The organism is Pseudomonas fluorescens, from assembly GCF_902497995.1.
Taxonomy (GTDB): Bacteria; Pseudomonadota; Gammaproteobacteria; order Pseudomonadales; family Pseudomonadaceae; genus Aquipseudomonas; species Aquipseudomonas fluorescens_BK.
Map to the genome: position 1 here is coordinate 211,904 of NZ_CABVII010000007.1, position 22,718 is coordinate 234,621.

Annotated in this window: 10 protein-coding genes; 5 read left to right on the forward strand and 5 right to left on the reverse strand. The window is 61.2% G+C overall.

Annotation, left to right across the window (positions count from 1 at the left end; translation table 11 throughout):
• The first annotated feature begins 352 nt into the window (after positions 1 to 352).
• Together F8N80_RS11165 and F8N80_RS11170 are read left to right on the forward strand one after the other, a co-directional pair.
• Entirely contained in the window at positions 353 to 13,348 is a 12,996-nt protein-coding gene (locus F8N80_RS11165; RefSeq protein WP_150783861.1) for a non-ribosomal peptide synthetase, read from the forward strand.
• A 210-nt stretch (positions 13,349 to 13,558) separates the two neighbouring features.
• A complete protein-coding gene (locus F8N80_RS11170) occupies positions 13,559 to 14,371 on the forward strand; it encodes an alpha/beta fold hydrolase (protein ID WP_150783862.1) in 813 nt (270 codons plus the stop codon).
• Between the two features lie 177 nt (positions 14,372 to 14,548).
• Here the strand turns inward: F8N80_RS11170 and dsbG are convergent, their stop codons facing one another.
• The 5 genes from dsbG to F8N80_RS11195 form a co-directional block, all read right to left on the reverse strand.
• Entirely contained in the window at positions 14,549 to 15,319 is a 771-nt protein-coding gene (gene dsbG / locus F8N80_RS11175; protein ID WP_150748656.1) for a thiol:disulfide interchange protein DsbG, read from the reverse strand.
• Positions 15,295 to 16,161 (reverse strand): TlpA disulfide reductase family protein, encoded by an 867-nt coding sequence (locus F8N80_RS11180; RefSeq protein WP_150748655.1) that lies wholly within the window; start codon positions 16,159 to 16,161, stop codon positions 15,295 to 15,297. The genes dsbG and F8N80_RS11180 overlap by 25 nt, the downstream gene beginning before the upstream one ends.
• The gene (dsbD, locus tag F8N80_RS11185) at positions 16,161 to 17,897 is read right to left on the reverse strand and encodes a protein-disulfide reductase DsbD (protein ID WP_150783863.1); all 1,737 of its coding nucleotides are present in this window, start codon (positions 17,895 to 17,897) and stop codon (positions 16,161 to 16,163) included. Before dsbD ends, F8N80_RS11180 begins: the two co-directional genes overlap by 1 nt.
• Before the next feature lie 97 nt (positions 17,898 to 17,994).
• A complete protein-coding gene (locus F8N80_RS11190; protein WP_150748653.1) occupies positions 17,995 to 18,735 on the reverse strand; it encodes a hypothetical protein in 741 nt (246 codons plus the stop codon).
• 142 nt (positions 18,736 to 18,877) lie between these two features.
• Positions 18,878 to 19,681, reverse strand: a complete 804-nt coding sequence (locus F8N80_RS11195) for a hypothetical protein (RefSeq protein ID WP_224790667.1) — start codon at positions 19,679 to 19,681, stop codon at positions 18,878 to 18,880.
• Between the two features lie 280 nt (positions 19,682 to 19,961).
• Between F8N80_RS11195 and F8N80_RS11200 the strand changes: the two genes are divergently transcribed.
• The 3 genes from F8N80_RS11200 to F8N80_RS11215 all read left to right on the forward strand — a co-directional run bounded on the left by F8N80_RS11200 (position 19,962) and on the right by F8N80_RS11215 (position 22,666).
• Positions 19,962 to 20,642, forward strand: a complete 681-nt coding sequence (locus tag F8N80_RS11200) for a response regulator (RefSeq protein ID WP_150748652.1) — start codon at positions 19,962 to 19,964, stop codon at positions 20,640 to 20,642.
• Positions 20,639 to 21,964, forward strand: coding sequence for an ATP-binding protein (locus F8N80_RS11205; protein ID WP_150748651.1), 1,326 nt, complete (start codon positions 20,639 to 20,641; stop codon positions 21,962 to 21,964). Before F8N80_RS11200 ends, F8N80_RS11205 begins: the two co-directional genes overlap by 4 nt.
• A 216-nt stretch (positions 21,965 to 22,180) precedes the next feature.
• The gene (locus F8N80_RS11215) at positions 22,181 to 22,666 is read left to right on the forward strand and encodes a GNAT family N-acetyltransferase (RefSeq protein ID WP_150748650.1); all 486 of its coding nucleotides are present in this window, start codon (positions 22,181 to 22,183) and stop codon (positions 22,664 to 22,666) included.
• The last annotated feature ends 52 nt before the right edge of the window (positions 22,667 to 22,718 follow it).

Sequence of the window (22,718 nt, forward strand, 5' to 3'; positions counted from 1 at the left end):
GAAGACCGGGGCCGTCCTACACATCGAGCGACAAATTATGCTGAATGATAATGATTGTCAATTGAGAAAGAGAACTAATGCTCTCCAAAGGTGCAAAGTGAGAACTGCGACACGCTGACGCGCTCGCTTGCGACACAGCAGCGGGTCTGGCTATTCGGCCTGTCGACTAATTATTTGCAGATGTCATCCGTTCTCATTGGTGAATAGCACAGCGCAATCCTCATAACCCTGTAGGAGCGAGCTCGCTCGCGAAGGTCGTTAACAATGACGATGGGCACCTGACACCCCGCGGCGTTCTCCGGTTTTTCGCGAGCAAGCTCGCTCCTACAGCCGAATTCAGGCAGGAAACCCCATGACCGACGCGTTCGAACTCCCCAGCACACTGGTCCAAGCCCTCCAGCGCCGCGCGGCCCTGACGCCGGACCGGATGGCCTTGCGTTTTCTCGCCGAAACCGAGGATCAGGCTGTGGTGCTCAGTTATCGCGAACTGGACCAGCGAGCGCGCATCATTGCCGGCGCCTTGCAAGCCGAGGCTGATTTTGGCGATCGCGCGGTGCTGCTGTTCCCCAGTGGCCCGGATTACGTCGCGGCATTTTTCGGTTGCCTGTACGCCGGTGTGATCGCGGTGCCGGCTTATCCGCCGGAGTCGACCCGTCGTCATCATCAGGAACGCTTGCTGTCGATCATCAGCGATGCCGAACCGCGTCTGCTGCTGACCAGCGCCGATCTGCGCGATGCGTTGCCGCAAATCGAAGGCGCGCCGCCGTTGTTGTGCGTCGATACCCTCGACAGCGCCCTGGCCGAGCGTTGGGTCGCGCCGGACCTGCAAGACGACCACATCGCCTTCCTGCAATACACCTCCGGCTCCACCGCCTTGCCCAAAGGTGTGCAAGTCAGCCATGGCAACCTGGTGGCGAACGAGCTGCTGATTCGCCACGGCTTCGGTATCGATCTGAACCCGGACGACGTGATCGTCAGCTGGTTGCCGCTGTACCACGACATGGGGCTGATCGGCGGTCTGCTGCAGCCGATTTTCAGCGGTGTGCCCTGCGTGTTGATGTCGCCGGCCTACTTCCTCGCAAGGCCGTTGCGCTGGCTGGAGGCGATCAGCGAGTACGGCGGCACCATCAGCGGCGGGCCGGATTTTGCCTATCGGCTGTGCAGCGAACGGGTCAGCGAATCGGCCCTGGAGCGCCTCGACCTGAGCGGTTGGCGCGTGGCGTATTCCGGCTCCGAACCGATTCGCCTCGACACGCTGCAACGCTTTGCCGAGAAGTTCGCGGCGAGCGGTTTTACCCCGGACAGTTTCATGGCGTCCTATGGTCTGGCCGAAGGCACGCTGTTCGTCGCCGGCAGCCCTCGCAGCCAGGGTATTGGCCACCTGCGGGTGGACGATCAAGCGTTGGCGCAAAACCGGGTCGAGCCGGGCGAGGGCGGCGCGATCATGAGCTGCGGCATCAGCCAACCAGATCACGCTGTACTGATCGTCGATCCCTGCGCGCTCAACGAACTGGCCGACAACACCGTCGGCGAAGTCTGGGCTTGCGGCCCGAGCATCGCCCACGGCTACTGGCGCAACCCTGAAGCGTCCGCCAAGACCTTCGTCCAGCACGCCGGCCGCACCTGGCTGCGCACCGGCGACCTGGGCTTCATGCGCACCGGTGAGCTGTTCATCACCGGGCGCCTGAAAGACATGCTGATCGTGCGCGGGCACAACCTCTATCCGCAGGACATTGAACAAACGATCGAGCGCGAAGTGGAAGTGGTGCGCAAAGGTCGCGTCGCCGCGTTCGCCGTGAACATTGAAGGGCAAGAAGGCATCGGCATCGCGGCGGAAATCAGCCGCAGCGTGCAAAAAATCCTCCCGCCCGAGGCGTTGATCAAAGCCATTCGCCAAGCGGTGGCCGAGGCGTATCAGGAAGCGCCGAGCGTGGTGGTGCTGCTCAATCCGGGTGCGCTGCCCAAGACGTCCAGCGGCAAATTGCAACGCTCGGCGTGCCGCAATCGTCTGGCAGACGGTAGCCTCGACCGTTATGCGCTGTTCCCGTCGGCAGACATCGACAGTCAATCTGCAACTGAATCAGCCTGCGAACTGCAAACCCTGATCGGCCAGATCTGGTGCGAGCAATTGCAGGTCAAGCAGATCAACGCTGACGATCACTTTTTCCTGTTGGGAGGCAACTCCATCGCCGCTACTCAAGTGGTCGCGCGTCTGCGCGAAGCACTTGGCCTGGAGCTGAACCTGCGCCTGTTATTCGAAGCGCCGACCCTCGGTGCATTTACCGCTGCAGTTGTTCAACAGCAACAGGACGGTGGCCTGGCCCAAGGATCGATCGCCACGCTGTCGCGCAGCGAAGCCATGCCGCAATCCCTGGCGCAAAACCGTCTGTGGATCACTTGGCAGCTCGACCCGCAAAGCACTGCCTACAATATTCCCGGTGCCTTGCGCTTGCGCGGCGAACTGGATGAAGACGCGTTGCGTGCCAGTTTTGAGCAGTTGATCGAACGCCACGAATCCCTGCGCACGCGGTTTTTCGAGCGTGACGGTGTGGCGCTGCAACAGGTCGATGCCGCCGCCTTCAATCTGCAACGGATCGACATCAGTGATTTACCTGTCGCCGAGCGTGAAGCCCGTGCGCGGCAAATCCGTGAGGACGAAGCCCGCACCCGGTTCGACCTGGAGCAAGGCCCGCCGCTGTGGGTGACGCTGGTGCGCCTCGATGATGAGGATCACCAGCTGCTGGTGACGATGCACCACATCATCGCCGATGGCTGGTCGCTGAACGTGCTGATCGACGAGTTCTCGCGCTTGTACGCCGCCGCTTCCCAGGGACAGACAGCGACGCTTGCGACATTGCCCACGCAGTACGCCGACTACGCCAGCTGGCAGCGCCAATGGCTGGCGCAAGGGGAGGGCGAGCGTCAGCTGGCCTACTGGAAAGCGCAGTTGGGCGATGAGCATCCGACACTGAGCCTGGCCACGGACCACCCGCGTTCGGCGCAACACACTCACAGCGCCGCCCGCCATACCCGGCGTTTGGACGCGACCCTGAGTGATGCCATTCGCCAGACCGCCCAGGCTCACCAATCCACTTCATTCATGCTGTTGCTCGCGGCGTTCCAGAGCCTGCTGCACCGCTACAGCGGCCAGCGCGATATCCGCATCGGCGTGCCCAATGCCAACCGTCCGCGCCTGGAAACCCAAGGCCTGATCGGCTTCTTCATCAACACCCAGGTGCTGCGCGCCGAGGTGGATTCGCGCCTGCCATTCGTGACGCTGCTGGCGCAAACCCGTGAGGCGGCATTGGGTGCGCAAGCCCATCAGGACTTGCCGTTCGAACAACTGCTCGAAGCCTTCCCGCAGGCGCGCGAACAAGGCCTGTTCCAGGTCATGTTCAACCACCAGCAACGGGATCTCGGCGCCTTGAAACGTCTGCCGGGGCTGCTCGCCGAAGAACTGCCGTGGCACAGTCGCGAAGCCAAGTTCGACCTGCAACTGCACAGTGAGGAAGACCAGAAGGGTCGACTGAGCCTGTCCTTCGACTACGCCAGCGAGCTGTTCGACACCGCGACCATCGAGCGCCTGGCCGAGCATTTCTGCAACCTGCTGCGAGCGGTTTGCGCCCAGCCGCAAACCGCCATCGCCAACCTGCGATTGCTGACCCCGAGCGAGCACGCGCAGCAAGCCAGCTGGAGCGCCGCACCCTGCACCCCGGCCAGCCAGTGGCTGCCGGAGCTGCTCCACGAACAGGCGCGCCTGACTCCCGAGCGCATCGCGTTGATGTGGGACGGCGGCCAACTCGACTTCGCCGAGCTGCACACCCAGGCCAACCGTCTGGCCCACTACCTGCGCGACAAAGGCGTCGGGCCGGATGTCTGCGTGGCCATTGCCGCCGAGCGTTCGCCGCAACTGCTGATCGGCTTGCTGGCGATTATCAAGGCCGGTGGCGCCTACGTGCCGCTGGACCCGGATTATCCGGCCGAACGCCTGGCCTACATGCTCAACGACAGCGGCGTCGAATTACTGCTGACCCAGACCGGGTTGCTCGACCGTTTGCCGGCTGCCGATGGCGTCAGCGTAATCGCCATGGACGCCTTGCATCTGGATGGCTGGCCGAGCCATGCGCCGGACCTGCACTTGCACGGCGACAACCTTGCCTACGTGATTTACACCTCAGGATCTACCGGCCAGCCCAAGGGCGTGGGCAACACCCATGCGGCCCTCGCCGAACGCCTGCAATGGATGCAAAACACCTATCGCCTGAACGACACCGACGTGCTGATGCAAAAGGCGCCGATCAGCTTCGACGTGTCGGTGTGGGAATGCTTCTGGCCGCTGATCACCGGCAGTCGGTTGCTGCTTGCCGGTCCCGGCGAACACCGCGATCCGCACCACATTGCGCAACTCGTTCAAACGTACGGTGTGACCACGCTGCACTTCGTGCCACCGTTGCTGGCGTTATTCATCGACGAACCGCTGGCCGCCGAATGTACCAGCCTGCGTCGGGTTTTCTCCGGCGGTGAAGCCTTGCCCGCCGAGCTGCGCAACCGGGTGCTGGCACACCTGCCGGCGGTGCAATTGCACAACCGCTACGGTCCGACGGAAACAGCGATCAACGTCACTCATTGGCATTGCACGGCCGCTGATGGCGAACGCTCGCCGATTGGTCGGCCGCTGGGCAATGTGGTGTGCCGGGTGCTGGACAATGATCTCAATCCGGTTCCGGCCGGTGTGCCGGGCGAACTGTGCATCAGCGGCATCGGTTTGGCTCGGGGCTATTTGGGTCGTCCAGGCCTGACCGCCGAACGTTTTGTGGTCGATCCGCTGGACGAGCAAGGCGCGCGTCTGTATCGCACCGGCGACCGTGCACGCTGGACCGCCGACGGCGTGATCGAATACCTCGGCCGTCTCGATCAGCAGGTCAAACTGCGTGGTTTCCGTGTTGAACCCGAAGAAATCGAAGCGCGATTGCTGGCCTGTAATGGCATCGCTCAAGCCGTGGTGCTGGTACGCGAGACAGCGGCCGGTGGACAGTTGATCGGTTACTACACCGCAACCGATGCCACTGAAGAAATTGATGCTCAAACCGCACGCCTGAAAGCCGCGTTGGCGGCCGAGTTACCTGAATACATGGTCCCGGCGCAGCTCATGCGCCTGGACGAAATGCCCCTGGGCCCGAGCGGCAAACTCGACCGTCGTGCCTTGCCGGAGCCGCAGTGGCAAGTGCGCGAACACGTCGAACCGGTGACCGCGCTGGAACAGAAAATCGCCGCTATCTGGCGCGAAGTCCTTGGCCTTGCGCAAGTCGGTCTGCGCGACGATTTCTTCGCCCTCGGCGGTCATTCGCTGCTGGCCACGCAGATCATTTCCCGCACCCGACAAGCCTGCGACGTCGAGTTGCCGCTGCGGGCGCTGTTCGAGAACAGTGAACTGGGCGCATTCGTCGATCAGGTTCAACTGATCCAGGCCAATGGCAACACCAACCAACAGCCGCCCATTGAAACAGTCGACCGCAGCCAACCGGTGCCACTGTCCTATTCCCAGCAGCGCATGTGGTTCCTCTGGCAAATGGAACCGGACAGCCCGGCCTACAACGTCGGCGGCATGGCGCGGCTGCGCGGGGTGCTCGATGTCGGGCGCTTCGAAGCGGCGCTGCAGGCGCTGATCATGCGCCACGAAACCCTGCGTACTACATTCCCGAGTATCGACGGCGTGGCCCGCCAACAGGTTCATCCGCAAACCGGCATGCGCCTGGACTGGAAGGATTTCACCGCGCTGGATGCCGATGGCCGCGAATGGCAGGTCCAGCAGTTGGCCGATGACGAAGCTCACCGGCCGTTCGATCTGGAAACCGGACCGCTGCTGCGCGCTTGCCTGGTCAAGACCGCCGAGCAGGAACACTACCTGGTGCTGACCCTGCACCACATCGTCACCGAAGGCTGGGCGATGGACATCTTCGCCCGTGAGCTGAGCGCGCTTTACGAAGCCTTTGTCGAGGACCGCGAATCGCCGCTGGCACCGCTGCCGGTGCAGTACCTGGATTACAGCGTCTGGCAGCGCCGGTGGTTGGAGTCCGGCGAACGGCAGCGCCAGCTCGACTACTGGACCGCACAACTGGGCCTGGAACATCCGCTGCTGGAATTGCCCGCTGACCGTGCGCGTCCGCCGGTGCAAAGTCATCGGGGCGAATTGTTCCGTTTCGACCTCAGCGATGAGCTTGCCGCCCGGGTTCGCGCCTTCAACGCAAAAAACGGCCTGACCCTGTTCATGACCATGACCGCCGCGCTGGCCGTGCTGCTGTACCGCTACAGCGGCCAGAACGATCTGCGCATCGGTGCCCCTGTCGCCAACCGGATTCGTCCGGAAAGCGAAGGGCTGATCGGTGCGTTCCTCAACACCCAAGTGCTGCGTTGCCAGCTCGACGGCCAGATGTCCGTCGGCGAGCTGTTCGAGCAGGTTCGCCACACCGTGATCGAAGGCCAGTCCCATCAGGACCTGCCGTTCGATCATCTGGTGGAAGCCTTGCAGCCACCGCGCAGCGCTGCCTACAACCCGCTGTTCCAGGTGATGTGCAACGTGCAGCGCTGGGAGTTTCAACAGAGCCGCACCCTGGCCGGCATGACCGTGGAGTACCTGGCCAACGATGCTCGCGCGACCAAGTTCGACCTCAACCTGGAAGTCACCGACCTCGATCACCGCCTGGGTTGCTGCCTGACCTACAGCACCGACCTGTTCGACGAACCGCGCATTGCGCGCATGGCCGGGCATTGGCGCAATGTGCTGGAAGCGTTGCTGGCGGATCCGCAACAGCGCCTCAGTGAGCTGCCGTTGCTGGAAGCGAGCGAACAGCAAAACCTGCTCGACAGCCTTGGCGTCGAGACGGGCGAGCATCGGCTGGATCAATGCATCCATCATCTGTTCAGCGAGCAGGCGCTGGTGCGCAAGGATGCACCGGCACTGACCTTTGCCGGACAAACCCTGAGTTACGCCGAACTCGACAGCCGCGCCAATTGCCTGGCCTGGATGTTGCGCGAGCGTGGCGTCGGGCCGCAGGTCCGGGTGGGTCTGGCGCTGGAACGCTCGCTGGAGATGGTCATCGGCTTGTTGGCGATCCTCAAGGCTGGCGGCGCCTACGTGCCGCTGGATCCGGAATACCCGCTGGATCGCCTGCACTACATGATCGAAGACAGTGGCATCGGTTTGCTGCTCAGCGATGCGGTGATGTTCGAAGCGCTCGGTGAGTTGCCATCCACTGTCGCCCGCTGGTGCCTGGAAGAGGACGCCGCAGATCTGGTCGATTACCCGGCTACCGAGCTGCCGTTTATCAGTCTGCCGCAACATCAGGCCTACCTGATCTACACCTCCGGTTCCACCGGCAAACCCAAAGGCGTGGTGGTGTCCCACGGCGAAATCGCCATGCACTGCCGCGCGGTGATCGAGCGCTTCGGCATGCGCCCGGACGATTGCGAGCTGCATTTCTATTCGATCAACTTCGACGCGGCCACCGAACGGTTGCTGGTGCCGCTGTTGAGCGGCGCGCAGGTCGTTCTGCGCGCCCAAGGCCAGTGGGACGCGGAAGAAATCTGCGGTCTGATTCGTCGCCACCACATCAACGTCCTGGGCTTCACTCCGAGCTACGGCAGCCAGTTGGCGCAATGGCTGGCGACTCGAAACGAGACGCTACCGGTGCGCATGTGCATCACCGGCGGCGAAGCCCTGACCGGTGAACACCTGCAGCGGATCCGCGCGGCGTTCAAGCCGAGCCTGTTCTTCAACGCCTACGGCCCGACCGAAACCGTGGTCATGCCGCTGGCCAGCCTGGCGCCTGAACAGTTGGAGGAAGGGCTGGGCAGCGTGCCGATCGGCAGTGTGATCGGCGCACGCGTGGCCTACATCCTCGACGCCGATCTGGCGCTGGTCCCGCAAGGCGCGACCGGTGAGTTGTATGTCGGTGGCGCCGGTCTGGCGCAGGGTTATCACCAGCGTCCGGGCATGACGGCCGAGCGTTTTGTCGCCGATCCGTTCGCCGTCGATGGCGGGCGTCTGTACCGCACCGGCGACCTGGTGCGTCAGCGCGCCGATGGTCTGGTGGAGTACCTGGGGCGTATTGACCATCAAGTGAAGATTCGCGGGTTCCGCATCGAACTGGGCGAAATCGAAACCCGTCTGCTGGAACACGAAGCGGTACGTGAAGCGGTGGTGCTGGCGCTCGATGCACCCAGTGGTAAACAACTGGTGGGCTACGTGGTCACCGCGGTCGCCGAGCAGGACGAAAGGCAACAGGCCCGACTGCGCGAATCCCTCAAGGCTCACCTCAAATCGCAACTGCCGGATTACATGGTGCCCACGCACCTGATCTTGCTGGCTCACTGGCCGCTGAACGCCAACGGCAAACTCGACCGTCGCGCACTGCCGGCACCGGATCCGGAGCTGAACCGCCAGCAGTACGTGGCGCCGAGCAACGCGCTTGAACTGACCCTGGCTGACATCTGGTGCGAAGTGCTGAACGTCGAGCAGGTGGGGCTCGACGACAACTTCTTCGAACTGGGCGGCGACTCGATTCTGTCGATCCAGGTGGTCAGCCGGGCGCGGCAGCAGGGCATCCACTTCAGTCCGCGGGACCTGTTCCAGCACCAGACCGTGCAGACCCTGGCGGCCGTGGCGACCCGTGTCGAGCAGCTCAGCGCCGAACAGGGTTTGATCACCGGCGAGTCGCGGTTGACGCCGATCCAGCACTGGTTCTTCGACACTGAAATTCCACAGCGTCAGCACTGGAACCAGGCGTTGCTGCTGGAACCGACCCTGGCCCTGGAACCCCATCGACTTGAAGCGGCACTGCTGGCCGTGATCGATCAGCATGACGCCTTGCGCTTGCGTTTTACTGAAGCGGCAGGGCAATGGACGGCAGAACACCAGGCGGTTTGCGAGGCGCCGGTGCTCTGGCAAGTGTACGTATCCTCCATGGATAAATGCACCGCGCTGTTCGCCGATGCCCAGCGCAGCCTTGACCTCGAGCAGGGACCGCTGGTGCGCGCATTGCTGGTCGATGCGCCCGGGGATCGGCAACGGCTGTTCATCGTCATTCACCACCTGGTGGTGGACGGGGTTTCCTGGCGGGTGTTGCTGGACGACCTGCAAACCGCGTATCGCCAATTGACCGCGCAACAGTCGGTCAAACTGCCTGCAAAAACCAGTGCCTTCAAAGACTGGTCCGCACGCTTGCAGGCGTATGCCGGCAGCGAATCCCTGCGCGAAGAACTGAGCTGGTGGCAGTCGCAGCTGGCAGGGCCGGCCGCGCAATTGCCCTGTGAACGTCCCGAGGGCAGTCGGCAGAATCGCCATGCACAAACCGTCAGCGTCCGCCTCGACAGCGACCGCACCCGGCAATTGCTGCAGCAGGCGCCAAGTGCCTATCGCACCCAGGTCAACGACCTGTTGCTGACGGCATTGGCCCGCGTGTTGTGCCGCTGGAGTGGTGAGCAATCGGCACTGATTCAACTCGAAGGCCACGGCCGCGAAACCCTGTTCGACGAGATCGACCTGACCCGCACCGTCGGCTGGTTTACCAGTGCTTATCCGCTGCGCCTGACGCCAGTCGACAGTGCAGAAGCCGCCGGGCAGGGCGCCTCGATCAAGGCGATCAAGGAACAACTGCGCGCGGTGCCACACAAAGGTCTGGGTTACGGCGTATTGCGCTACCTGGCCGATGATCTGTGCCGCCAGGCCATGGCTGCACTGCCGGTGGCGCCGATCACGTTCAACTACCTCGGCCAGTTCGACCAGAGTTTCGGCAATGATGCAATGTTCCGTCCGCTGGATGAGCCGGTCGGTGCCGCGCACGATCCGAAAGCGCTGCTGCCCAACGAGCTCAGCGTCGACAGTCAGGTCTACGGGGGTGAGCTGGTGCTGCGCTGGACCTTCAGCGCCGAACGCCACGACCCGCAGACCATCAGCGAATTGGCGCAGGCTTATCTCGCGCAATTGCAGAGCCTGATCGAGCATTGCCTGCAGGACGACTCGGGCGGCCTGACGCCGTCGGACTTCCCGCTGGCCAGGTTGACCCAGCCGCAACTGGATGCGCTGCCGGTTCCCGCCGCCGTCATCGAGGACGTCTACCCACTGACGCCCATGCAGGAAGGCATGTTGCTGCACACCCTGCTGGAACCGGGCACCGGCCTCTACTACATGCAAGACCGTTACCGCATTAACAGCGAGCTCGACCCGCAGCGTTTCGCCCAGGCCTGGCAAGCGGTGATCGCCCGTCACGAAGCCTTGCGAGCGTCGTTCTGCTGGAACGTCGGCGAAGACATGCTGCAAGTGATCCACAAACCGGGCAACACGCCGATCGAGTACCTGGACTGGACGGCGATGGCTGAAACCGAACAAGAGCCGACGTTGCAGGCGCTGCTCAAAAGCGAGCGCGAGGCCGGTTTCGATCTGCTCAACCAGGCACCCTTCCACCTGCGCCTGATCCGGGTCGGCGCGGCGCGCTACTGGTTCATGATGAGCAACCATCACATCCTGATCGATGCCTGGTGCCGTTCGCTGTTGATGAACGATTTCTTCGAGATCTATACCGCCCTCGACGAAGGTCGGGAAGCGCAGCTGGCGGTGCCGTCGCGTTATCGCGATTACATCGGCTGGCTGCAACGCCAGAGCCTGTCCGAGGCACGGCAGTGGTGGAAAACCAACCTGCAAGGTTTCGAACGCACCACGCCGATTCCGAGTGACCGGCCGTTCCTGCGTGAACATGCCGGTGACAGCGGTGGCATGATCGTCGGTGACTGCTACACCAGACTTGATGCCCGTGACGGCGTGCAACTGCGCGAGCTGGCCCAGGCGCATCAGTTGACCATCAACACCTTCGCCCAGGCGGCGTGGGCCTTGGTATTGCGGCGTTTGAGCGGCGATCGCGACGTGCTGTTCGGCGTTACCGTGGCCGGACGTCCGGTGGAGATGCCGGAGATGCAGCGCACCGTCGGCCTGTTCATCAACAGCATCGCGCTTCGGGTGAAAATGCCGGAAGACGACCAGCGTTGCAGCGTGCGCCAGTGGCTGAGCGGCTTGCTCGACAGCAACATGCAACTGCGCGAGTACGAATACCTGCCACTGGTGAACATTCAGGAAAACAGCGAGCTGCCCAAGGGCCAGCCGTTGTTCGACAGCCTGTTCGTGTTCGAAAATGCGCCGGTGGAAGTCTCGGTGCTGGACCGTGCGCAGAGCCTCAACGCGACCTCGGATTCGGGCCGTACCCACACCAATTTCCCGCTGACCGCTGTGTGCTATCCGGGCGATGACCTCGGGCTGCACCTGTCCTACGACCAACGTTATTTCGACGAGTCGACCGTCGAGCGCATGCTCGGGGAGTTCAAGCGTTTGCTGTTGGCACTGGTTGAAGGCTTCCATGGCGACATGGCTGACTTGCCGCTGTTGGGTGCCGAGGAACAGCAGTTCCTGATCAATGGCTGTAACCAGAGCGAGCACGATTATCCGCTGGAGCAGAGTTACGTCGAGTTGTTCGAAGCGCAGGTGGCTCGGCATCCGCAGCGGATGGCCGCCAGTTGCCTGGATCAGCGACACAGTTACCTTGAGCTGAACCAGCGCAGCAACCGCCTCGGCCATGCGCTGGTCGCGGCCGGCGTCGGGCTGGATCAACCGGTGGCGTTGCTGGCCGAACGTAATCTCGATCTGCTGGGCATGATCATCGGCAGCTTCAAGGCGGGCGCGGGTTACCTGCCACTGGACCCGGGACTGCCGAGTCAGCGTTTGAGCCGGATCATCGACCTGAGCCGCACGCCGTTGCTGGTCTGCACTCAAGCTTGCCGCGAGCAGGCACAGGCATTGCTTGATGAGTTCGGGTGCGCAAATCGACCGAAGTTGCTGGTCTGGGAAGAGGTGCAAGCGAGCGATGTATCGGTGGTGAATCCTGGCCTCTACAGCGGCCCGGACAATCTCGCCTACGTGATCTATACCTCGGGCTCCACCGGTTTGCCGAAGGGGGTGATGGTCGAGCAGCGCGGCATGCTCAACAACCAGCTGAGCAAGGTGCCATACCTGAACCTGAGCGAAGCCGATGTGATCGCCCAGACCGCCTCGCAAAGCTTCGATATTTCGGTCTGGCAGTTCCTTGCCGCGCCGTTGTTCGGCGCGCGGGTGGCTATCGTGCCGAACACCATCGCCCACGACCCGCAAGGTTTGCTGGCCCATGTCCAGAGCCAGGGCATCACCGTGCTGGAAAGCGTGCCGTCCCTGATCCAGGGCATGCTCGCCCAGGAACGCATGAGCCTCGACGGTCTGCGCTGGATGCTGCCGACCGGTGAAGCGATGCCGCCGGAACTCGCACACCAATGGCTGCTGCGTTACCCGGACATCGGACTGGTGAATGCCTATGGCCCGGCGGAATGCTCGGATGACGTGGCCTTCTTCCGTGTGGACATGGCGTCGACGCGTGGCAGTTATCTACCGATCGGTACGCCGACTGACAACAACCGTTTATACCTGCTCGATGGCGCACTGGAATTGGTGCCGTTGGGTGCGGTGGGCGAGTTGTGTGTCGCAGGCACCGGGGTCGGTCGCGGTTATGTCAGCGACCCGTTACGCACCGCCCAGGTGTTTGTGCCGAACCCGTTCGGTGCGCCGGGTGAACGCCTGTACCGCAGCGGTGACCTGGCCCGTCGTCGCAGTGACGGCGTGCTGGAGTACGTGGGTCGCATCGACCATCAAGTGAAGATTCGCGGTTACCGCATCGAGTTGGGTGAAATCGAAGCGCGTCTGCACGAGCAACCGCAAGTCCGTGAGGCGGCGGTGGGTGTGCAGGAGGGCAGCAACGGCAAGCATCTGGTGGGTTACCTGGTGGCGGCGGAATCGCCACTGAGTCCGAGCGAACGCCTGGAGCGCATCAAGCAGCGCCTGCGCGCCGAGCTGCCGGAATACATGGTGCCGCTGCACTGGTTGTGGCTCGAGCGGATGCCGCTCAACGCCAACGGCAAACTCGATCGCAAGGCCCTGCCGGTGTTGGAGATCGGTCAGTTGCAGAGCCAGGACTACCAGGCTCCGCGTAATACGCTTGAGCAGACGTTGGCTGATATCTGGGCCGAAGTGCTGAAGGTCGGGAAGGTCGGCGTTCGCGACAATTTCTTCGAGCTGGGCGGGCATTCGCTGCTGGCGACGCAGATTGCTTCGCGGGTGCAGAAAACTTTGCAACGCGATGTGCCGCTGCGTGCGATGTTCGAGTGCAGCACGGTGGAGGAATTGGCGGAGTACATCGAAGGGTTGGCGGCGAGTGACATCACCGAGGAGAAGGTCGATCGCCTCAATGATCTGATGGCGGAGTTGGAGGGGTTTTGATTCTTTAGCGTCTGTAAGGGCCCTTTCGCGAGCAAGCCCGCTCCCACATTAGACCGTATGCTCCATGAGTACGCGTTCAAATGTGGGAGCGGGCTTGCTCGCGAAGGGGCCGGCACATTTTGCGCATATTTGCGCGTTGACTGCTGTTTGCGGCCAGCTCAGGCTGCCTCTGCTCTTTTAGTGAATCCAATTTCACCAAGGAATCAGCCGATGCCCTTCGTCACAATAGATGGACAACCGCTTCACTACATCGATCAAGGTACAGGCCCGGCAGTGCTGCTGGCTGGCAGCTATCTGTGGGACCAGGCCATGTGGGCGCCACAGATCGCCGCGTTGTCGCAACAATACCGGGTGATCGCCCCGGACCTGTGGGGCCATGGCAAGTCCGGGCCCATACCGCAGACGACCACGTCACTGGATGACATCGCGCGCCAGGGATTGGCCTTGCTCGATCATCTGGACATCGAACGCGTCACGCTGGTGGGGCTTTCGGTCGGCGGCATGTGGGGCGCGCGCCTGGCCTTGTCGGCGCCATGGCGAGTCGACGGCCTGGTGCTGATGGACACCTATCTCGGTCACGAGCCGGATCCGACCCGTGAATATTATTTCTCGTTGTTAAGGCAGATCGAAGAGGCCGGCGTGATCACGCCACAGCTGCTGGATATCATTGTGCCGATCTTCTTCCGTCCCGGTATCGACCCGCAGTCGGCGCTTTATCAGGACTTCCGTGCTTCGTTGGCGGCGCTGCCGTCGGATCGCCTGCGCACAAGCATCGTGCCGATGGGGCGGATTACGTTTGGCCGGGATGATCTGTTGCCGCGCCTGGGCGAGTTGAACGCTGACACCACGCTGCTGATCTGTGGTGACCAGGATCAACCGCGGCCACCGGCGGAAACCATCGAAATGGCCGAGTTGATCGGTTGCCCGTACGTGCTGGTGCCGGAGGCGGGGCATATCTCCAATCTGGAGAATCCGCCGTTCGTCACAGATGCATTGCTGACGTTTTTGGCTGAGAGAAATTAGTCGGTCACACAGACGCCATCGCGGGCAAGTCGGATCGCCGCACCGCACGCTCCCACAGGTAGGGTGTCGTTTGTAAATATTGTGAACGACACAAAACCTGTGGGAGCGTGCGGTGCGGCGATCCGACTTGCCCGCGATGGCGTTATTGCTGACACCACAAATCCAACGGCCGAACTATTATTTAGGCCCGAGAATCTTCACCAACTTGTCCGGCGATGGCGCGCCTTGTTGCTGTTGCAGCTCACCCTTGTCATCCATATAAAAAATCGCCGGGGTTGCGGACAACTCCAGCTCCTCCATCAACTGCATGTTCGCAGCAAGCTTCGCCTGAATCGCCGGCGGCACTTCTTTCAAGGCCTTGAGCGAGCTGCCCTTGCCGGCACCTTCGTGGTCTTGCAGCGCTTTCTGCGGATCCTTGGCGGCCAGTAGCGCCGCAGATTTGCCAGGGCTGTCTTCACGGATGATGCCGACCATGATGTGACGCAATTGCACCTTGCCGGCCTTCACCCACGGCCGCGCCTGTTCCCAGAACATGTTGCAGTAAGGACAGTTCGGGTCGCTGAACATATAGACGACCCGCGGTGCGTCCTTGTTGCCGTCAGCGATCCAGCTGCTGGTTTCCAGCTTGCCCCAGACTTCTTTCGCCATCGGAGCGTAAACCAGTTTCTGCAACGGCGCGCTGCTCAGGTCATTGCCTTGGGCGTCATACAGATTGCCCAGCAGCACATGTTTGCCATCCGGGGTCAGGTACAGTGCCATGCCACGGTTCTGATACTGCGCGGCATAACCACGCAGACCGTCGGGTGCGTCGAATTGACCCATGATTTTCGCGCCCTTGGCTTCGATCTTCTTGATCGCTTCGGGCAGTTCTTCGGCAGCCTGCACCGACGGCAGGTGCAGCAGGGTGGCACCCAGGGTCAGCGTCAACAGGTGGCGGAGGCGGGGCATGGCGGATTCCTTGAAGAAGTGGCTGGTGTGGCAGGATTAGAGGTGTCGAAGTTTTCCAGGGCGCGGGCCAGGCTGGCTTCCGACAGTTCTCCCAGATGGCTGCCCAGCAAGCGACCCTCGGGGCTATAGAACAGCGTAGTCGGCAATGCCATGGAGCCGACGGCCTGGCCCAATCGGCCGCTGCCATCGAACAAGACGTTGGACAGGCTCAGGCCCTGGGTTTCCAGAAAGGTGCTGACGCTTTGCATGCTTTCGGCCTGGTTGACGAACAGGAAGGTCAGGTCCGGGCGCTGTTGCTGGGCGTCTTCCAGCACCGGCATTTCCCGGCGACAGGGCGGGCACCAGGTGGCCCACAGGTTGATGACCAGCGGGCCGCCCTGGTAGTCGGCCAATTGCACGGTTTCGCCAGCGGCATTGCGCAGGGTGATTTCCGGCAGGCGTGTGCCTTGCTCGTAAATCGTCAGGGAGAACGTCGCCAGCAGCCAGAACGCCAGACCGCTGGCCACGCCGAATCCCAGGGGGCGACGCAGGCCCGGGCGACGCCAGCCTCGATACAAGCCGGCGAGCAGCAGCACGATCACGCCCGGCCAGGCAAGAAAGCCGCCGTCGCGCAGGTCGATCACCTGCCACGGATCGTCCCGATAATGGGTCCAGTAAAGGACGACAAACCCCACTCGCGCCGCCAGCATGCCCAGCAGGAACAGACTGAACAGCACCGACTCGGGGTTCTCGCCACCGCGCTTGGCCACCCGCCAGCCGACAAAGGTCGCCAGCGCCAGGGCGCCGATCAACAGCAGGTGATTAAGCGCAATGGCAAAGGTGCCGAGGGTAAAGGTCAGCATTAACGGGCGTCTCGGGTGGTGGTCCAACGTTGCAGGAAGGTGTCGGCATTGACCTCGCCGGTGATGCGCTGGCTGCGGCGCTCGATGCCGTCGGCGCCGATCCATAGCAGGCTCGGTGGCCCCGGCACCTTATAACGGCCGAGCAGTTCGCGGCTGGCGGCATTGTCGGCGGTGACGTCCAGCCGTAGCAAGCGCACATCGCTTAATGCTTGCAGTACATGGGCTTTGCCGAACACCTGTTTTTCCATGACCTTGCACGACACACACCAATCGGCGTAGTAGTCCAGCAGCACCCATTGGCCTTGTGCCTGTGCCGCATCGAGCTCCCGTTGCAGGGAGGCGGGGTCCTTGATGGTGGTGAAGGCGTCGTGACCGACAGGGCTTGCGGCGCTGCTTGAGCCTGTAGCGCTGTAGACCTGCAACGGCTTGAACAGATCATCGCTGCCGCCTGCGGCACCGATCAGCAGCAGGCTGCCCCATATACCCAGCAACAGCGAACTGGCACCGAACAGGTGAGCGATGCGCCCGAACCCTTCCGACTGCTTCCAGGCGCTGTAGGCGGCGATCAACAACAATGCACCCGACAGCCCGACCCACAGCGATTGTGCCAGCACCGGACGCAGCATCAGCAGCGCAGTGGCGAGGAACAGGAAACCGAACACGCCTTTGAGCAGGCTCATCCACGCGCCTGGTTTAGGCAGGAAGCGATTGCCGACCGTCACCAGCAACAGCAGCGGTACGCCGATGCCGATGCCCATGGCGAACAGAATCAGCCCGCCATGCAGCGCATTGCCGCTTTGCGCGATGTAGAGCAGAGCGCCGGCCAACGGAGCGGTCATGCAGGGGCCAACCAGCAAACCGGAGACGGCCCCCAGGACGCCAGCGCCGATGAGGCTGCCGCCGCGCTGGTTGCGAGAGACATTTTCCAGGCGATCGCGCACGGCTACCGGCAATTGCAACTCGAAGAATCCGAACATCGGCAACGCCAGCAGCACGAACACCGCGGCGAAGGTGCCCAGCAGCCAGGGATTCTGCAGCAATGCCTGCAGGTTTGCGCCCAGCAGCGCCGCCAGTACTCCCATCGCCGCATACACCAGCGCCATGCAGATCACATAGCTGCTGGCCAGGGCAAACCCGCGTCGGGGCGTGGCGCCACTGCCGACAATCAAACCGGCGAGGATCGGCAGCATGGGGAGTGTGCAAGGGGTGAAGGCCAGCAGCAGCCCCAGACCGAAGAACACCAGCAGGCTCCAGCCCAATGCTCGCTGTTGCAGGCCGCTGGCCAAGGCTTGATCAGGTGCTTCGTCAACGGCCGATGTGTCAGGGCTCCCACCCAGATCCACCATCTGGGTTTGCGGCGGATAACACAGTCCGGCGTCGGCACAACCCTGGAAGCCCACCTTGATCTGGCCCGTGGCTCCCGCTGGAATCTTCAGCTCCAGGCCCTGGCGATAGACCTGCTGCTCGCCAAAGAACTCGTCGCTGTGCGATTCGCCCTCTGGCAGTACAGGTTTGTGTTCTGTCGGCAATCCATCGAATTTGAGCCGTTGCTGGTACAGGTAGTAGCCATCCGCGATCTGCCAATAGAGCTGGGTTTCCCCGGATTCCAGGCGTTCAGAGGTGAAGACGAACGCCTTGCCGACGGGAAGAAAGTCAGGTTTGGTTTCGAACGGATTGGTCCCGGCCTGGGCCAGGCCCGAGATCAGGAGAACGAAAAATAGAAACAGTCGACGCATGGGTAAGCCTTGTCCCTGTGCAAGTGAGGTGCACAATGGCGGGCGGCGATTAACCGGTGATTAACCGCCGCGCAATGCTGCCATGGGCTTGGGAAGCTCAGTCGCGTAACAGTCCGGGCCAGGTGTGGTCATCGACTGTTTTCGGACCGTATTCGAGTTTGTCCTCATCGATGTTATAGGTGACATACTCGTTGTCAGTCAGGAATATATACAGGTAGCTGTCGGCAAATGTTCGATCGTTTTGTGCTGCGCTGATCATTCGATGCTTGTAGGGCGAAAGCCCACGCCATGTGGTGTTGGTTATGGGCGCTATTGTCAGTTCGTGAATCCCTTCTTTGAAGTGGGGCGGACGCTGCGGGAAGTTAAAATCAAGAAATAGTGAGTTGCCATCATTCATCAGGAATCGAAATTTTCCCGAGATGCCGGGAGCATACGTTCGCCACCATACTCCTGCGACGATACGATCAAAGTAAGGAAGGAGGGTGTGCCATACTGAAGATTCGACGCGATAGTTTCTGATGACCTTGTCAGCATCCTGGTCATATTTGCAGACCATGGGCGTACTGCCTTCATAATAGAAGAGCCAAAGATGATCCTGGTCACTTCCACCTGAAGGTTCATTCTCAATATTGGTGGTCGTGAATCCAAATCGCAGATTTTTAACGTGCTTGTGAAAGTCGTGCCAGTTATTGTAGTTGGCCGGCGCAGGATACTCATCGGGTGTTGCGTTTTCACCAATATCGAATCGGCTGTACGTGTTGTCATCCTTGAAGAAAAAGTAAATTCTATCTTTTCCTGCACGCCAGTCGACGGCGACAAAGTTTTTTAATGTTTTCATGTCTGAGTCCTTTCAGTTGATTTTAGATACGCCTTCTGATCGAAGCGGCTTTCCCTCGGTTTTTTTCTAATCCGACACCAGCAATACTTACACGAGCAGTCCAGGCGCTCAGCATGGACGGCGGTGATCATCCCCTGCTTAATCACCTCTCATCGTGACTGTTGCCAAAATTAAACTCTGTATCTGATATTTCAGCACCAGGCCCTGTATCTGATATTTCAGATCTTGATGGCAGTACCAGGCCGGGCCAGGTGCCGTCATTGACTTCTTTTGGGCCGTATTCGATTTTGTTTTCATGAATATTATAGGCAATGTATTCATTGTTGGTGAGGAAAATATAGAGGTAACTATCGCCAAACGAGCGATTGTTTTGTGCGGCGGTAATGATTCGGTCCTTGTACGGCACCAGACCGGGCCACGTGCTGTTAGTGAGCGGCTCAGCCCTTACTCTGGGTGGCTTGGAACCTCGCGCCAGATGCGTGCTATGGTTAATCCAGATTGAACGCCCGTCGTTAGTGAGGAAACGAAATTTAAACGGGTATTCTACAGAGGTCTGCCACCATGTGCCCGCGACGATATGATCGAAAAACGGAAGGAGATCTTTCCAGTCAGTGTCTTCTACGCGATAGTTTTTTATGACTTGGTCAGTGTCCTGATCATATTTGCAAACCATCGGGGTAGAGGCATCATAATAGAAGAGCCAGAGAATGTCCTTGTCAAGGTTCCGGCCGTCAAATACAGTGCAGGCGAACCCGAATCGCAGGTTTCTGGCATGTGCGTGGAAATCGTGCCAGTTACTGTATTTAATCGGTTTTGGGTAGCCTTCCGGTACCCGGTTGTCACCGAGATCGAATCGGCTGTAAGTATTGGTGTCTTTGAAAAAAAAGAAGCATTTGTCTTTTCCTGCGCGCCAGTCGATAGCGACAAAGTCTCTTGAAGTAGCCATTTTATGTCCTTTATAGGTTTGTGGTTGTATGAGTTGCTGTTTGCTGGTGCCAGATTAGTGTTTTGTGTTGATGTTTAGAATGGTTTGTATGTGTCAAATTTAGACGCGGAATCACTGTTGCCGGGAATCGATTATATCAATGTAAGCCTCGTCTAAATTTGATGGTGAACCAGATCGGCAGCATAACGTCACGAAGTCGCTTCTCGTCCGTCGAAGCACTCGTCATAATTTGGTCTTAATCCTCACCTGTTCCACTCATGTTTTTGCTCAGGGAGCTCCCATGCACGTACTGGTTTGCGAAGACGACGAGCTGATCGCCAGCGGCATCGTCGCCGGCCTGACCGCACAAGGCCTGACGGTGGAGCACGTAGCTACCGCCTCGGCGGCCCGGGCAATGCTCAAGGTCGCCGAATTCGACGTCATGGTGCTCGACCTCGGCTTGCCCGACGAAGACGGTCTGAAGCTGTTGCAGCAGTTGCGCCATCATGGCCTCGAGATTCCGGTGCTGATCCTCACCGCGCGGGACTCGGTCACCGACCGGGTCGACGGTTTGCAGGCCGGCGCCGACGATTACCTGCTCAAGCCATTCGATCTGCGCGAACTGGCGGCGCGCCTGCACACCTTGTTGCGCCGAGTGGCGGGCCGCAGCGTCAACCTGATCGAGCACGGTGCGCTGACGTACGATCCGAGCAGTCGCGAAACCATCCTCGGCGGCCAACCGGTGGACCTGTCGCGTCGTGAGCAGGCACTGTTGCAGGCCTTGTTGCATAACCGTGGCCGGGTGCTGTCCACCGAACAGCTGAAGGACAGTGTCTACGGCTTCAACGACGAACTGGAAAGCAACGCCCTCAACGTTCATATCCATCACCTGAGGCGTAAACTGGGTAACGGAATCGTCGAGACCGTGCGCGGCCTGGGATATCGCCTGGGGCCGGCGGATGGCGGAGATCAATCGAAGTGATGAGCCTGCGTTTGCGCCTGAGCCTCACGCTAGGTGCCGCTTTTGCGCTGATCTGGGCGCTGGCGGCAGCCTGGATGCTTAGTGATCTGCGCAATCAGATGATGTTCTCCCTGGACCAGCGGCTGGTGGCCTCGGCGCGCATGGTCGCCGGGCTGATGGAGCAATTGCCGGCGTTGCCGAGCAAGGGCGAGGGCACCCATTTCAGCGCCGAACAACTGAATATCCCCGGCGGCATGGCGTGTCAGGTCAGCTCGTTGCGTGGCGAAATCCTCGCCCGCAGTCACACTGACCCGCAACAGACCCTGGAAGCCGAGAAGCTGGGCTTCCACGATCAGATGATCGACGGCGCGCCGTGGCGCAGTTTCACCCTGGCCCGTGGCGATCTGCGCATCACCACTGCCGATCGGCAGATCGAGCGCGAAGCCCTGAACCTGTCGATCCTGCTGGCCGCCTCGGTGCCGGTAGGCGTGGCGTTGCTTGGCTGCCTGTGCCTGCTCTGGCTGGGAATCGGTCAGGGACTGGCGCCGCTCAACCGCATGCGCGATGCCTTGAAGCGGCGCAGCGCCGATTCCCTGGAACCGTTGCAGATCCAGCCGTTGCCCAGTGAACTGCAACCCTTGCTCGATACCCAGAATCAGCTGTTGCAGCGAATCGGCAAGACCATCGAGCGCGAGCGGCGGCTGACCGGTGACGCGGCCCACGAGTTGCGCAGCCCGCTGACAGCGATCAAGACTCACCTGCAAGTGGCGCGCATGACCGAAGGCGCGGCCCGGGATCAGTCCCTGGCCCGGGCCGAAGAGGGCGCTGATCGCCTGCATCGGACCCTTGAACAATTACTGCTGCTGGCGCGAGTCGAGGGCAGTCTGTCGTTCGACGATGGTGCGCAATGCAGCGCCGAGCAAGTGGCTAAACTGGCGATTCAGGACGCCGCCAGCGGGGATCGCCAGCGAATCAGATTCCAGGTACCGCCGAAGATCTCTCACGCGCCGGTGCAAATGCCGGCTGTATTGTCCATCGCGGCGCTGCGCAACCTGCTGGACAACGCCCTGCGTCACACCCCCGGTGACGGGCCGGTGGAGCTGAGTCTGGAAACCACCGGCAATCGCGTGCAGTTTGTGGTGCGCGACCATGGCCCGGGCATTGCCGAAGATGATCTGCAACACTTGACCCAGCGTTTCTGGCGCAACGGCCAGAGCACCGGCTGCGGCTTGGGACTGGCGATTGTCCAGGCCATCGTCCAGCGTTGCGGATGTACCCTGCATTTCGACAGCCGACCGGATGGGTTGCGGGTCAAGTTGACCATGCCGTTGCAACCCCTCTAACCAACATCACAGAACCCGTGGGAGCGGGCTTGCTCGCGAAAGCGGTTTAACATTCAATGTAAATGTTGACTGACAGTCCGCCTTCGCGAGCAAGCCCGCTCCCACATTGGGATCTGTGTCGCTCATCAAATGTAACTTCTCACCATTGGCATTCGAGCCCCCATCGGCGCTATCGTCCCCGCCAGCTTTGACTCAATGGATTGAGGTAACAGCGCCATGGATGCATCAATACTCATCTGCAAGGCAACCCCCGCCGACGCCGGCATCATCAGCCGCATCGTCGAGCGCTCCATCCGCGTCGGTTGTGCGCTCGACCACCGCAACAACCCGCGAACGGTCGCCAACTGGACCCACAACAAGACCATCGACCACGTGTTGCCGTGGCTGGCCGACCAACGGTTGTATCTGAACATCGCCCTGTTGCAGGACAAACCGGTCGGCGTCGCCATGGCGGCGATCAGCGGCAAGGTCGCATTTTGTTACGTTCAACCTGAATGGTTTCGCCGGGGAGCCGGGCAAGCGCTGGTGCGCGACCTCGAGGGCTGGTTGATCGGCCGGGGTTTGCGCCAGGCTCGGCTCAACAGCACGCGTACCAGCGAAGCCTTTTATCGCCATCTGGGTTACCGGCCTTGCGCCCGAACCTTCGCGGTCGCAGGGCTCCACGCCATTCCCATGCACAAGGGCCTGTCGTCACCTTCATGAAAGCGGGTCAGAGGGCTAAATCCCCGAGACCCTGATGCGTTTCCACAACAGG

Excerpts from the sequence above, each read along its gene's own strand:
- F8N80_RS11215 (WP_150748650.1), top strand. The coding sequence starts at position 22,181 with ATGGATGCATCAATACTCATCTGCAAGGCAACCCCCGCCGACGCCGGC.
- F8N80_RS11165 (WP_150783861.1), top strand. The coding sequence starts at position 353 with ATGACCGACGCGTTCGAACTCCCCAGCACACTGGTCCAAGCCCTCCAG.
- F8N80_RS11200 (WP_150748652.1), top strand. The coding sequence starts at position 19,962 with ATGCACGTACTGGTTTGCGAAGACGACGAGCTGATCGCCAGCGGCATC.
- F8N80_RS11170 (WP_150783862.1), top strand. The coding sequence starts at position 13,559 with ATGCCCTTCGTCACAATAGATGGACAACCGCTTCACTACATCGATCAA.
- dsbG (WP_150748656.1), bottom strand. The coding sequence starts at position 15,319 with ATGCCCCGCCTCCGCCACCTGTTGACGCTGACCCTGGGTGCCACCCTG.
- F8N80_RS11195 (WP_224790667.1), bottom strand. The coding sequence starts at position 19,681 with ATGGCTACTTCAAGAGACTTTGTCGCTATCGACTGGCGCGCAGGAAAA.
- F8N80_RS11190 (WP_150748653.1), bottom strand. The coding sequence starts at position 18,735 with ATGAAAACATTAAAAAACTTTGTCGCCGTCGACTGGCGTGCAGGAAAA.
- F8N80_RS11180 (WP_150748655.1), bottom strand. The coding sequence starts at position 16,161 with ATGCTGACCTTTACCCTCGGCACCTTTGCCATTGCGCTTAATCACCTG.
- dsbD (WP_150783863.1), bottom strand. The coding sequence starts at position 17,897 with ATGCGTCGACTGTTTCTATTTTTCGTTCTCCTGATCTCGGGCCTGGCC.